The organism is Euzebya tangerina (assembly GCF_003074135.1).
GTDB classification, from domain to species: domain Bacteria; phylum Actinomycetota; class Nitriliruptoria; order Euzebyales; family Euzebyaceae; genus Euzebya; species Euzebya tangerina.
In genome coordinates, this window is the sequence record NZ_PPDK01000001.1 from 2737558 (window position 1) to 2749985 (window position 12428).

A 12428-nucleotide genomic window follows, 5' to 3' on the forward strand; every position below is an offset into this window, starting at 1 on the left:
AACCGCCTGGTCAGGATTCCCCCGTCAGCGTTGCGAGCTCCGCGGCGAGGTTGGCGCGGGCCCGCTGCTCCCAACGCTCCCGTGCCTCGTCGGTCAGGAACAGTGGGTCACGGCCCAGCAGCTCGCGGAGCACGGCCGAGCGCCCCGTCCGCCAGTCGTCCTCCTCGACATGGCGGTACTCCCGCCGGACGGCTGACCGGTACACCTCGTAGACGGGTGGCGTGGAGCCGAGGATCGCGAGGTCGGCGTCGCACAGGATCGCCCCCTGCCGGTCGTCGTCGTTCGCCGGCCGATGCGCTGCCGTCAGTCGGACTAGGCGAGCTGCCTCGGCCACATCCGGATCGTCGTCGAGCCACGCCTCGACCAGCCGGGCCGACTGCTCCTCGTTGTCGGACGCCGTCGGTTCGTACACCACGTCGTGGAACCAGGCGGCCAGCAGACAGGCGCGGTTGCCGCCCAGGCCAGCCACGTGCTTGGCGACGTCACCGGCGTGCTCCAGCGTGTGGTACTCCCGTGGCGGTCTGCGGTAGGCGGTGACCAGCCTCGACCGGACGCCGGCCGGCAGGATCCCAGCCGGGTCCGGCGGATCGGGTCGGGGCTCCTCAGGCGGCACGTGCCGGTCGGGGCGCCCGTGCGCCCGTCACCTGTGGTTGCTCGGGCCCGAGGTCCACGGGGAAGGTCTCCAGGCCACGCAGGACCTGGGCCTTGTGCCGACGCGCTCGTCCGGCCTGCCGGAGATGCGGGAATCGCCAGAACAGCGTGGACAACGCGACCTCGCCCTCCAGTCGGGCCAGCGCTGCTCCCAGGCAGTGATGGACACCGGTGGAGAACGACAGGTGCTGCCTGGCATCCGGCCGGCCGATGACGAAGCGGTCCGGCTCCTGGAAGACCGCGGGGTCACGGTTCGCCCCGCCCAGCAGGCACACGACGGACGTCTTGCCAGGTATCGGAACACCCTCGATCACCGTGTCGTCCACGATGTACCGGGACGTCATCTGGACCGGCGGGTCGTACCGCAGCACCTCTTCGACACACGCGGCCGCCAACCCGTTGGGGTCGCCCACGAAGTGGCGCCGCTGGTCCGGGTGGTGCAGCAGCGCCAGGACACCGTTGCCGATCAGGTTGACGGTGGTCTCGAAGCCGGCCAGGAGGATCAGGATGGAGGTTGCGACCAGCTCCTGATCGCTCAGCTTGTCCTGTCCATCGCGAGCGTTGACCAGTCGGGTGAGCACGTCGTCGCCCGGTTCGGCCCGGCGCCGGTCGAAGGCCTCGGTGAAGACCTCCTCCAGTTCGGCTGCGGCCTGGTCGATTCGCGGTTGATGACGCGGGTCGGGTACCTCGAGGGTCAGCGCGACGGCCGTGCCCCACTCGCGGAACCGGTCCATGTCGTCGACCGGCAGCCCCAGCATCTGGCAGATCATGGTGATCGGCAGGGGGGAGGCGTAGCTGCGCATCAGGTCCACGGTGCCGCCTTGGCCGACGGCCGCGTCGAGCAACTCGTCGGCCACGGTCTGCGCTCGCGCACGCATCTGCGAGATCGCCCGCGGCGTGAAGGCCTGCGCGACCAGCCGCCGGATGCGTGTGTGGTGAGGCGGATCGAGCGAGAGGAGGGACGGATCCAGGGGCGAGTCCCACCGGAAGTCCTCCGTCGGTGGCTCGACCCGATGGTTCCGGAGCACCTCGGTGACGGCAGCATGCGTCGTGGCCACCGAGACCATCGGCAACCGGCTGCGCACGACCGCTCCGTCCTCGGCGAGGCGGCGGTACACCGCGTAGGGGTCCCGGGTCAGGCTGGCGACATCGCCCAGCCGGCCGATCGGATCGCCCAGCAGGCGCAAGCCGGCGAGCAGTGGTCGCTGCACCTTGGTCATCAGCCGCTGCTGCCGGTCGGTCAGGAGCGCTTCACGTCGCGACCGTCCGCCTCCCTGTGCGTGCCTGGTCTCCACCGGGTGTGCTCCGCGTCGCCGGTCTACATCTCCAGGTCCACGATAACCGGCAGGTGGTCGCTCGGACCAGCCGGTCCGATCTGGACAGCCGTCGGCTCCGAGAGCCGTCGGATGTAGATCTGATCCAACTGCAGCCTGGGGTTCCAGGCCGGGTAGGTCGCCTCAGCCGGAACGTACGCCCAGCCGTTCTGCGTGGTGGCCAGGCGGGGCCACCGCCAGGGGTGCAGCCCCCAGGCGTGGAGGGCCAACCACCCGCCCCACATCGGCAGGTTCAGGTCGCCGATCAGGATGCTGGGGCCGTCGTGGTCGACCGATGCAGCGCGGATCGCGTGCCCGAGCTGGGGGACGGCGCGCCAGAACATGTACGACAGATGCGTGGTCGCGACGCGCAGGCCGTTGTCCGTGACCGCGGTCGCCGCGACGCGTGGCTCGCGGTCGACACCTGGGTTCGTGGGGCTGGCGCCCGGTTCGCGGCTCCCCGGACCGCCGTAGGGCAGTCGTGTCCGCTGGACGTCGTGCAGCCCGACCCGCGAGAGCAGGCCGACGCCGTAGGCGGGCTGGCTGGTGACGTCAGTGGCGTGTCGGACCTCCTCCCACGTGGTGTCCGGCGAGCCCCACAGCGCCGGGACGAAGCGCCCGTCGTAGCCCAGCCGGTCAGCCAGCCAGGCAACCTGGTCGACGTCGCCCGACCGCTCCTGATGGGCGTCGACCTCCTGCAGCGCGATCACGTCGGCGTCCAGTTGCGCCAGCCAGGCCGCCACCGCCTCCAGATCGACGTGCTCTGCCGTCAGCTCGGTCTGACCCCGTTCGAGGCTGCGGATGTCCACCCCGTGCAGGATGTTCGCCGAGGCAACCCTCACCGCGCCAGGTGGTTCAGGTGCATGGCAACCGCCTCACCCAGAACCCGCTTGACCGGTCCGAGTGAGAGGTCCCACACCCGCCCACCGGAGGCCAGCAGCTGGTCTCTCCAGCGCGGGAACTGGTTGCATGCCGTCCGGGTCAGCAGCAGGTCGACCGTCCTATCAGGCCCCTCCGCATCCGGGACGTCCGACAGACAGCCGACGCCCACGTACCCGAGCAGCTCGAGCGGCTCGGCGTGTTCGGCCTCCACCTCCGGATCGCTGAAGGCTGCGGTCACGATCAGGGCGTTGGGCACCGGCGGCAGCCCTTCGGCCCACACCGGCGAGGTCACGGGGATGCGCAGCAGGACCAGGTCGTCGTGATCGGGGGTCCGAGCCGCCTGGAGTGGGACAACCGTTCCAGATCGAACGCCCAGATCACCCCGGCTCCGGTCCCGCAGCGCCGTTCGTGCTGGCGACGTGGGCCCGGGCTGCTGCCCTGAGTGATCCTCAACCTCGTCACGTCCTGCCATCGGCGACCGAGTGTCACGCACTGCGGGTCGGATCGTCGGGAGGCACTACGGCCAACCACCCCCTGCGCCACCCTTCCCGAAGACCTACTGTCCACTCAACCGTCGTAGAACAGGAGCGCGTGGCATGAGCGACCAACCGTTGGCCTCGACCCTGGGAGCGCTCCGCGCCTCCGGCTACCCCGACCGGACGGTCAAGCAGGAGATCGCGGCCAACGCCACGGCCCGGTTGCGAGCAGGGGAACCGCTCGTGGACGGGCTGGTCGGCTTCGACCAGACGGTGCTGCCGGCCCTGGAAACGGCGTTGCTGGCCGGCCACGACCTGATCCTGTTGGGCGAGCGCGGGCAGGCCAAGAGCCGCATCATCCGGTCGCTGGTCACGCTGCTGGACGAGGCGGTGCCGATCGTGGCCGGCAGTGAGGTCAACGACCACCCGTTCCACCCGTTCACGCCCGCAGCCAGACGCCTGGTGGACGAGCGCGGCGACGACACGCCCATCGAGTGGATCGGCCGCGACCAGCGGTACGCCGAGAAGCTGGCAACACCCGACATCGCCGTCGCCGACCTGGTCGGCGATGTGGACCCCATCAAGGTCGCCGAGGGCCGCTACCTCGGCGATGACGAGACGATCCACTTCGGGCTCATCCCACGGCACAACCGAGGCATCATCGCGCTGAACGAGCTCCCCGACCTCGCGGAGCGCATCCAGGTCGCCCTGCTCAACGTGATGGAGGAGCGGGATGTCCAGGTGCGCGGCTACTCCCTGCGCCTGCCGCTCGACCTGATGGTCGTCACCACGGCAAACCCCGAGGACTACACCAACCGCGGGCGGATCATCACCCCGCTGAAGGATCGGTTCGGCTCCGAGATCCGGACCCACTACCCGCTCTCGATCGACCACGAAGTCGACGTGATGGTCGCCGAGGCCGTCCTGCCCGACAGCCCGCCCATCCCGGCCGTGGTCGTGCCGACGTTCATGGCCGAGGTGCTGGCGGCGTTCACGCGAAGCCTGCGGATGGCGGCCGAGGTCAATCAGCGGTCCGGGGTCAGCGTGCGGTTCTCCACCGGGAACTACGAGACCTTGGCCGCTTCCGCCGTGCGTCGTGCGGTCCGGACGGGGGAGGAGAGTGCGGTGGCCCGGCCGAGTGACCTTCCGGCGGTCATCGCCGCCTCGATGGGCAAGATCGAGTTCGAGTCCTTCGAGGAGGGTCGCGAGGTCGAGATCATGACGCGGTTGATGAAGCGCTCGATCCTGGAGGTCTTCCGTCGTCGTGTCCGTGGCGCGGACGTGGCCGGGCTGCTGGACGCCTTCGAGACCGGCCTCGAGGTCACCACCGGCGACCTCGTCAGCGGGCGAGAGCTGATGGGGCAGATGGACCGGATCCCCGGCTTGGCAGCAGTCCTTGCGGGGCTTGACGTCGAGGAGAGTCCGGCCATGGCCGCAGCAGCCGTCGAGCTCTGCCTGGAGGGGCTCCACCTCTCCCGCCGGCTCGATCGGCACGAGTCCGACATCGGCTACACCTACGTGCAGGGGTGAATCGTTGAGCATCGCGCGGTACGGCCGGTGGAGCGGCACCCAGGACCCGTGGGGCAACGACCTCTCGCCCGACGAGGTCCTGGCCGAGATCGCCGACGACCTCATGGACGGGGTCGATCCGGATGACGCCATCGACGATCTGCTCCGTCGCGGCATCGAGGGTCGGATGGAGGGCCTGGACGACCTGATGGAGCGGCTCCGCCAGGCCCGGCAGGCTGAGCTCGATCGGATGGGCCTGGAGGGTCCCCTCCAACAGGTGGCCCAGAAGCTGGACGAGATCGTCGAGCTGGAACGCACCGCGCTGCAGTTCGCCGACGACGATCTGGCGGCCGCCGAGCACTCCGCGCAGTTGGACCGGCTCCCCACGGACCCCGCCGGTCAGATCGCCGCCCTGCAGGACTACACCTTCCACGACGAGGGGGCCCGGCAGGCCTTCGAGGATCTCGTGGCCGACCTGCGCAACGACGTGGCCCAGGCGACCTTCGGGCAGCTGGCGAGCGCCATCGACGCCACCAATCCCGAGGACCTCGCCCGGATGCGTGACATGTTGGCCGAGGTCAACGGGCTGGCGGCCAGGCAGCAGCAGGGCGAGGACATCACCGAGGCGTTCGAGGACTTCAAGGAGCGCTACGGCGACATGATCCCCGGTGATCCGGAGACGCTGGATGACCTGCTGGAGGAGATGGCCCAGCGGATGGCGGCGATGAACCGGATGATGGCCGGGCTCAGTGAGGACCAGCGGCGACAACTGGCAGAGCTTGCGGCCCAGGCGATGGGCGACGCCGTCGATCTGCAGTTCCAGGCCCAGCAGCTGACCCAGACGCTGCAGGGCATGTTCCCCGAGCTCGGCTGGGGTCAGCCGATGCCGGGAGCGCCGATGGCCGGGCAGGAGTCAGGGTCCATGTCGCAGACCGTCGACTGGATGCAACGGCTGCAGCAGCTGGACGAGTTGGGACAGGCCCTGGGGCAGTCCTACCCGGGGGCGCGCCTGGAGGACATCTCGAACGACGACCTCCGGTCGGTGCTGGGCGACGAGGCGGCGCAGGATCTGCAGAAGCTGAAGGAGATCGAGCGGCTGCTCGAGCAGTCCGGGGCGCTGCAGCGCAAGGACGGGAAGCTCGAGTTGACGCCGAAGGGTGTGCGACGGCTTGGCGAGCAGTCACTGGCCAAGATCTTCGAGCGCGCACTGGCCGGCGGGGTGGGTGGCCACCGAGCGCAGAGCCTGGGCGGGGATGCCGAGCTGACGGGCTCGACCCGGCAGATGCGCTTCGGCGACCCGTTCCGGCTGGACATCCCGCGGACGATCACCAACGCGGTGGTCCGCGGGTCGGTCAGCGACCCTGCCGCGCGGGATCATTCGTCACGATCGGGGCCTGACCCTCGCATAGGCGGTTCAGCCCCCGATCGTGCACCATCGCGACCCACGGTCCGACTGGCCCCCGAGGACTTCGAGCTGGCGGAAGCCGAGCGGCGGGTCAAGGCCGTCACCGTCCTCCTGCTGGACATGTCCTACTCGATGCTCCTCCGCGAGAACTGGGACCCGGCCAAGCGGCTGGCCCTGGCGCTGCAGTCCCTCGTGGCGGGCAAGTTTCCCCAGGATACCTTCCACGTCGTCGGCTTCTCCGACTACGCCCGCCGCCTGACCCCCCACGATCTGTTGGTCTCCAGCTGGTCCCGCACCTGGGGGACCAACATGGAGCACGCCTTCCGCATCGCCCGGCGGCTGCTCACCGCCGAACCGGGGGCCGAGAAGCAGGTGATCATGGTCACCGACGGCGAGCCGACCTCCCATCTGATGGACGGCGGCCAGTCCTTCTTCGACTACCCGCCCCACCCGCTGACGTTGGCCAAGAGCATGGCCGAGGCGATGCGGCTGTCGCGAACGGGGTGTGACCTGAACGTCTTCATGCTCGACCACGCGCCCGGGTCTGCCACCTTCGTGGAGGGGATGGTCAAGCGGGCCGGTGGCCGGGTCTTCTACCCTGATCTGCGCGACCTCGGCCGGGTGGTCATGCACGACTTCCTGAAGAACCGGGCAGCCTGACCGCCGGCGATCACCGGCCATCACCGGCCATCACGTCGGCTGCCGGAGCGCCGTGTGGAGCCAGCCGGCGAGAGTCGCCAGCGCCGCCGTCGGCGGACGACCGTCGTCGAACGACTCCCCCCGACTGTCGGCGTGGGCGAAGACAACTGCCGCTGCACGGCCGACGTCCTGATCCAGCGCCTGCAGCCGTCGGACCGCGTAGGCCCGGTCGGTCGACCACCCGTTCTCACGGACCGCACACACCGTGGCAGCCGCGATCAGCATCACCCGGCCGATCCGGCCCGGATCTCGACCGTCCAGCCGACCCTCGGCCAGACCCGGCAGCGCGGCCATCAGGGCCCCCGCCAGACCACGGGCGAGCGCCATGGTCGCTCGACAGCCCGGACCCTCGACCGGTGGCGGGACACCCTGCCAGCAGATCGCGTAGTGCCGCAGGAAGCAGCGGTTTGCCGCTCCGTGGGGTCCATCCAGATCGGCCATGGTCATCGTCGAGACCTCCACGGTGCGGACCAGCCCTGCGGTCTCGACGCTGCGGACGACGTCGGCCGGCCGCACCAACGGCGGTCCACTGGTCAGCACCAGCAGATCGAGGTCCGACCGGCCACGCACCGCCTGTCCGGTCGCCACGGAGCCGTACACCCAGATCGACTGCAGCGCCGACCCGCCGGTCCGTCGCAGCGGTTCGCTGGCCCGGCTCACCAGGTCGGCCCACTCGCCCACGACCTTCGACCGGCTGACCCCGGTACGGACCCGACCCTCCTCATCCACCCCTTCCTCCGGGTCGTCCACCAGCAATCAACTTCCCTCTCGTGCCGGATCCTGGTTCCGCCCGGCCTGCGGTTGACCGTAGCGGACCAGCCGGCGGCCGGCGGAGCCCCGCCTGGCTGGGATAGGGTGCCGCTGCAGCAGCCGTCCGATCCCACGAGGAGCCACACGCGTGTCCGATTCCGTACCGAACAAGATCACCCTCGAGCAGTCCGAGATCCCACGCGCCTGGTACAACGTCATCCCCGATCTGCCGGCTCCGCCTCCGCCGCCGCTGCACCCCGGCACGCACCAGCCGATCGGTCCGGACGACCTCGCACCGCTGTTCCCCATGGACCTCATCATGCAGGAGGTCACCACCGAGCGGTTCGTCGAGATCCCGGACGAGGTCCGCGACGTCTACGGCCTGTGGCGGCCCACGCCGCTCCACCGGGCCCATCGGCTGGAGCAGGCGCTCGGCACGCCGGCCAAGATCTACTACAAGTACGAGGGGGTGAGCCCCGCCGGCTCACACAAGCCGAACACGGCCGTCCCGCAGGCCTTCTACAACGCCAAGGCCGGCGTCAAGCGACTCACCACCGAGACTGGCGCCGGTCAGTGGGGGAGCGCCCTCTCCTTCGCGTGCGCACAGTTCGGCCTCGACCTCGACGTGTGGCAGGTGGCGGCCAGCTTCACCCAGAAGCCCTACCGCGCCTCGATGATCCGGACTTGGGGGGCGAACATCCACTCCTCACCGTCGGAGCTGACGGCAGCCGGCCGGGCCATCCTCGAGGCGGACCCCAACTCACCGGGCAGCCTCGGCATCGCGATCAGCGAGGCGGTTGAGATGGCCGTGCAGGACGAGGACACCAAGTACGCCCTGGGTAGTGTCCTGAACCACGTGCTGCTGCATCAGACCGTCATCGGTGAAGAGGCGCTGTTGCAGTTCGCCAAGATCGGGCAGACCCCCGACGTCATCGTCGGCTGCACGGGCGGAGGATCGAACTTCGGTGGACTCTTCTTCCCGTTCCTGCGGGAGAAGTTGGCCGGCAACATCAACCCGCGGATCGTGGCGGTCGAGCCGGCAGCCTGCCCATCGTTGACGCAGGGTGAGTACCGCTACGACTTCGGTGACACCGCGGGAATGACCCCACTGGTCAAGATGCACACCCTGGGCCACGACTTCGTCCCGGATCCCATCCACGCTGGGGGATTGCGGTACCACGGCATGGCACCGCTGATCAGCCACATGTACGAACTCGACCTCTTCGAGGCCGTCGCGATCGGGCAGGAGGAGTGCTTCGAAAGCGCGGTGCGCTTCGCCCGCACCGAGGGCATCGTGCCGGCACCCGAGCCCACCCACGCCATCGCCCAGGCCGTCCGCGAAGCCCTGGCCTGCAAGGAGAGCGGGGAGGAGAAGGTCATCCTGACGGCACTCTGCGGACACGGTCACTTCGACATGGCGGCCTACGACGCCTACTTCGACGGCCAGATCGTCGATCACGACCACCCTGCAGAGGAGATCGCAGCCGCCATGGCGCGAGTCCCGCAGATCGCCAACTGAACGGCCAAGAGCTCGACCGAGCGTTGCCAGCTGGTCGCTCTCCGTTGTATCGTCAGGCGAAGCGCCAGATCGACGAAAGCCCTGCCACGTGTCCGAACCATTCCTAGCCGAGGTCCGCATGGTGGGGTTCAACTTCCCTCCCCGGGGCTGGGCGTTCTGTGATGGCCAGATCCTGCCGATCAATCAGAACCAGTCGCTGTTCTCCCTGCTCGGGACGACCTACGGCGGCGACGGTGAAACGTCCTTCGCACTGCCGGATCTGCGCGGCCGCGTGCCCATCCACGAGGGTCAAGGACCGGGAGGGGCGTCGCGGACGCTGGGCCAGCGAGTCGGCGAGGAGACGCACACGTTGAGCGCAGCAGAGGTGCCGGCTCACACCCACACGGTGCAGGCGTCGACGGCTGACGCTGACCAGGACGAGCCGCCGTCAGGCGGGGCGCTGGCCCGACCAGCAGACGAGATCTACAGCGACGGCGCCGCCTCGACGTCGTTGGCCCCAGCTGCGGTGGCGGCCACGGGTGGCGGGCAGGCGCACGAGAACATGCAGCCCTACCTGGCACTCAACTTCTGCATCGCCCTCCAGGGGCTGTTCCCCTCACGCAACTAGATCGGCCAGCACGCGATGTCTGAACCATTCGTCGGGGAGATCCGGATGTTCGCGGGCAACTTCGCCCCGCGCGGGTGGGCCTTCTGCGACGGTCAGCTCTTGGCCGTCTCCCAGAACGATGCGCTGTTCTCGCTGCTCGGAACCATCTACGGGGGCGACGGGCGCACCACGTTCGGACTGCCGGACATGCGAGGTCGGCTGCCGATTCACGCCGGGACGGGGCCCGGCCTCTCCCCGCGTCGACTGGGTGCTCGGGCGGGTGCCGAGAGCGTGACGCTGACCGTGAACCAGATGCCGTCACACCAACACACGTGGCAGGCCAGCCAGGATGAGGCTGACGCGACAGCCCCGAACCTGAATCGGCTCGCCAGCACCCGCGAGGACACCTACGGCGACCCCGGGACGATCGGTCTCGCGTCGTCGACGGTGCTCGGCGTGGGCGGTAGTCGATCGCACCCGAACCTCATGCCGTTCCTCTGCGTGCACTTCATCATCGCCCTCGTCGGCATCTATCCAAGCCGCCAGTGAGGATGTCCCATGTCTGAGCCGTTCCTCGCCGAGATCCGCATCTTCGCCGGCAACTTCGCGCCACGCGGGTGGGCCTTCTGCGACGGCCAACTGCTGCCCATAGCCCAGAACACGGCGCTGTTCTCCCTGATCGGCACGACCTACGGCGGCGACGGCCGAACGACGACGGCACTGCCCGACCTGCAGGGTCGTGCGCCGATGCACCCCGGTCGTGGTCCCGGCTTGACCAGTCGCCGTCTCGGTGAGGCCGGAGGCACGGAGACGGTGACGTTGACCGAGGCGCAGATGCCGAACCACCAACACAGCCTGCTGGTCAGTGACGAACCAGCCCAGGCCGACGACGCCGGAGGGGCGGTGCCCGCGGTCGCCTCCCAGGACATCTGGGGCGCTGCCGCGGACCTCGCACCGATGGGGAACGACAGTCTGACCACAACGGGCGGATCGCAGGCGCACAACAACGTGCAGCCCGTGCTGGTCCTCAACTACATCATCGCCCTGCAGGGCCTGTACCCCTCGAGGTCGTGACGCTGATCGAGGAACCCGTCGTCGACAAGCGGCCCGTCGCGGCGCACGATCGATCCTTCCTGGCCCAGGTCTACGCCTCCACACGAACATCTGAGCTCGACCGGACACCGTGGACGCCACAGCAGAAGCAGGCGTTCCTGACCCAGCAGTTCGAGGCCCAGGACGACCACTACCGGACCCACTACGGCGACGCCGAGTGGTCGGTGCTGCTCGTCGACGCTGAGCCGGTCGGCCGGCTCTACCTCGACCGTCGCGCCGAGGAGTTCCGCATCATCGACATCGCCATCCTCCCCGAACACCGGGGTAGGGGCATCGGGACGCGCGTGCTCCGAGCTGTCATCGACGAGGCCGAGCATGCCGGCGTCCCGGTCTCGATCCACGTCGAGGCCGCCAACCCGGCGATGCGTCTGTACGAGCGTCTGGGCTTCGAGGCGGTCGAGGACCGACCGCCCTACCGGTTCCTGCGCCGCGCAGCCGACGGCCCCGGTGGCCCGGTCAGTTGAACACGGCCTCGTAGCGCATCGCGGCCCCGTCGGCCGGACCGATCGGGACCAGGAACACCGCCAGGTCTGGCAGCTCGGCGTGGGTGAGCCGGTAGGTCCCCTGGGGCAAGGTGGCGTCGTCGCTGACGAAGATCAAGGAGAATGGCTGTCGGCGATCCGACGGCGCTGTGCCAGTGACCTCGGCGGCGGCCAGGCGGAGCTCGCTGAGCCGTCCCTCTCCATCATCCACCGGGCCGACGCAGAAGGTGGACCCGACGTGCGGGCTGAAGGTCTCACAGGTGAGCTGGTCCAGCTGATCAGGGTCGCTCATGACCTCAAGTGTGCCGAATCGACACCAGTACGGATGCCAGCTCTGTCCATGCGGGGTCGTCTGCACTCGGGGCCGTGAGTGGGGCCTCCCAGACGTCGTCGGCCAGCCCGATCAGGTAGGTCCCTGCCGCCAGCGTGGGGAGTGCGGAGGTGGCGCTGGTCGTGAGCACCGTGTGGGTCGTCCTGCCATCCGGGGTGCCGACGACGAGCCCCAGTGCCAGGTCACCGGTCGGGACGGCGAAGTCAACCGGGTGTGCCGCCACCCCATCGGTCACCGACCAGGCCTGGAACTGGTTGGGTGCCGCGCCGCCCGGCCCGGCCATCAGGACGTCCAGGTTGTGGTCGGGGATCACGCCTGGCGTGACGCCGTCGACCGATCCCCTGGCCGAACGGAGTGCGACAGATGGGGCCTGTCGGGCCGGGACGATCCGTGGGCGATCGTCCCAGTCGATGGCGTGCGGGTCGGTCGCGCTGGCCAGAAAGCCCACGGACAGCTTGCGGCCCGGTTCACGAGCCATCGCGGCCAGCGATCGGTTGGTGCGGTGGTCGAGTGCCGCGCGACCAGCCACGGCGACCCCGGTCGCGATGGTTGCGCTGGCGAGTAGGAACGACCGCCGACTGGCGCGATCCACCCGTGGGGCGTCGGCAGCCGGTGGGCTCGGCGTGGGCGCGGTCATCTGGTGTCCTACTGCTGGTCGCGGTCGCAGGCGCGAAGGGATCGGTTCCTCTCCTCATCGGCAGCTCAGCTGTGG

The 12428-nt window shown here is 69.4% G+C and carries 14 protein-coding genes; 7 read left to right on the forward strand and 7 right to left on the reverse strand.

Annotation, left to right across the window (positions count from 1 at the left end; translation table 11 throughout):
* Positions 1-10: 10 nt before the first annotated feature.
* From C1746_RS12620 to C1746_RS12635, 4 genes are read right to left on the reverse strand one after another with little or no spacing between them, the layout of a single operon-like run.
* On the reverse strand, positions 11-613 hold the full coding sequence (locus C1746_RS12620; RefSeq protein ID WP_116714912.1) for an HD domain-containing protein: 603 nt from the start codon (positions 611-613) through the stop codon (positions 11-13).
* The gene (locus tag C1746_RS12625) at positions 603-1946 is read right to left on the reverse strand and encodes a cytochrome P450 (protein WP_116714913.1); all 1344 of its coding nucleotides are present in this window, start codon (positions 1944-1946) and stop codon (positions 603-605) included. Before C1746_RS12625 ends, C1746_RS12620 begins: the two co-directional genes overlap by 11 nt.
* Positions 1947-1969: 23 nt before the next feature.
* Positions 1970-2806 (reverse strand): endonuclease/exonuclease/phosphatase family protein, encoded by an 837-nt coding sequence (locus C1746_RS12630; protein ID WP_116714914.1) that lies wholly within the window; start codon positions 2804-2806, stop codon positions 1970-1972.
* Complete coding sequence (locus C1746_RS12635; RefSeq protein ID WP_116714915.1) at positions 2803-3318, reverse strand: hypothetical protein; 516 nt, start codon at positions 3316-3318, stop codon at positions 2803-2805. Before C1746_RS12635 ends, C1746_RS12630 begins: the two co-directional genes overlap by 4 nt.
* Before the next feature lie 124 nt (positions 3319-3442).
* Here C1746_RS12635 and C1746_RS12640 point away from each other — a divergent pair, with 124 nt between their 5' ends.
* Both C1746_RS12640 and C1746_RS22995 read left to right on the forward strand, forming a co-directional pair.
* The gene (locus tag C1746_RS12640; RefSeq protein WP_116714916.1) at positions 3443-4852 is read left to right on the forward strand and encodes a sigma 54-interacting transcriptional regulator; all 1410 of its coding nucleotides are present in this window, start codon (positions 3443-3445) and stop codon (positions 4850-4852) included.
* A 4-nt stretch (positions 4853-4856) separates the two neighbouring features.
* On the forward strand, positions 4857-6896 hold the full coding sequence (locus C1746_RS22995) for a VWA domain-containing protein (RefSeq protein ID WP_116714917.1): 2040 nt from the start codon (positions 4857-4859) through the stop codon (positions 6894-6896).
* Positions 6897-6926: 30 nt separating this feature from the next.
* On the opposite strand, the gene C1746_RS12650 is transcribed toward C1746_RS22995, so the two are convergent.
* Positions 6927-7685 (reverse strand): nucleotidyltransferase domain-containing protein, encoded by a 759-nt coding sequence (locus tag C1746_RS12650; protein ID WP_162867688.1) that lies wholly within the window; start codon positions 7683-7685, stop codon positions 6927-6929.
* 148 nt (positions 7686-7833) lie between these two features.
* Here C1746_RS12650 and C1746_RS12655 point away from each other — a divergent pair, with 148 nt between their 5' ends.
* The 5 genes from C1746_RS12655 (at position 7834) to C1746_RS12675 (ending at position 11367) form a co-directional block, all read left to right on the forward strand.
* On the forward strand, positions 7834-9204 hold the full coding sequence (locus C1746_RS12655; RefSeq protein ID WP_116714919.1) for a TrpB-like pyridoxal phosphate-dependent enzyme: 1371 nt from the start codon (positions 7834-7836) through the stop codon (positions 9202-9204).
* Positions 9205-9292: 88 nt separating this feature from the next.
* Entirely contained in the window at positions 9293-9811 is a 519-nt protein-coding gene (locus C1746_RS12660) for a phage tail protein (protein WP_116714920.1), read from the forward strand.
* Positions 9812-9826: 15 nt separating this feature from the next.
* Entirely contained in the window at positions 9827-10339 is a 513-nt protein-coding gene (locus tag C1746_RS12665; protein WP_116714921.1) for a phage tail protein, read from the forward strand.
* A 9-nt stretch (positions 10340-10348) separates the two neighbouring features.
* Entirely contained in the window at positions 10349-10864 is a 516-nt protein-coding gene (locus C1746_RS12670; protein WP_116714922.1) for a phage tail protein, read from the forward strand.
* Positions 10861-11367 carry a GNAT family N-acetyltransferase gene (locus tag C1746_RS12675; protein WP_205711837.1) on the forward strand — a complete coding sequence of 169 codons (507 nt, stop codon included), beginning with the start codon at positions 10861-10863 and terminating at the stop codon, positions 11365-11367. Before C1746_RS12670 ends, C1746_RS12675 begins: the two co-directional genes overlap by 4 nt.
* Here the strand turns inward: C1746_RS12675 and C1746_RS12680 are convergent.
* Entirely contained in the window at positions 11360-11677 is a 318-nt protein-coding gene (locus tag C1746_RS12680) for a DUF6916 family protein (RefSeq protein WP_116714923.1), read from the reverse strand. The two genes, C1746_RS12675 and C1746_RS12680, sit on opposite strands and share 8 nt — an antisense overlap.
* Positions 11678-11681: 4 nt before the next feature.
* Complete coding sequence (locus tag C1746_RS12685; RefSeq protein WP_162867689.1) at positions 11682-12353, reverse strand: hypothetical protein; 672 nt, start codon at positions 12351-12353, stop codon at positions 11682-11684.
* Between the last annotated feature and the right edge of the window lie 75 nt (positions 12354-12428).

Bases quoted from the DNA above. Each gene is read 5' to 3' on its own strand.
- C1746_RS12635 (WP_116714915.1), bottom strand. From the start codon at position 3,318: ATGGCAGGACGTGACGAGGTTGAGGATCACTCAGGGCAGCAGCCCGGG.
- C1746_RS12640 (WP_116714916.1), top strand. From the start codon at position 3,443: ATGAGCGACCAACCGTTGGCCTCGACCCTGGGAGCGCTCCGCGCCTCC.
- C1746_RS12665 (WP_116714921.1), top strand. From the start codon at position 9,827: ATGTCTGAACCATTCGTCGGGGAGATCCGGATGTTCGCGGGCAACTTC.
- C1746_RS12670 (WP_116714922.1), top strand. From the start codon at position 10,349: ATGTCTGAGCCGTTCCTCGCCGAGATCCGCATCTTCGCCGGCAACTTC.
- C1746_RS12680 (WP_116714923.1), bottom strand. From the start codon at position 11,677: ATGAGCGACCCTGATCAGCTGGACCAGCTCACCTGTGAGACCTTCAGC.
- C1746_RS12685 (WP_162867689.1), bottom strand. From the start codon at position 12,353: ATGACCGCGCCCACGCCGAGCCCACCGGCTGCCGACGCCCCACGGGTG.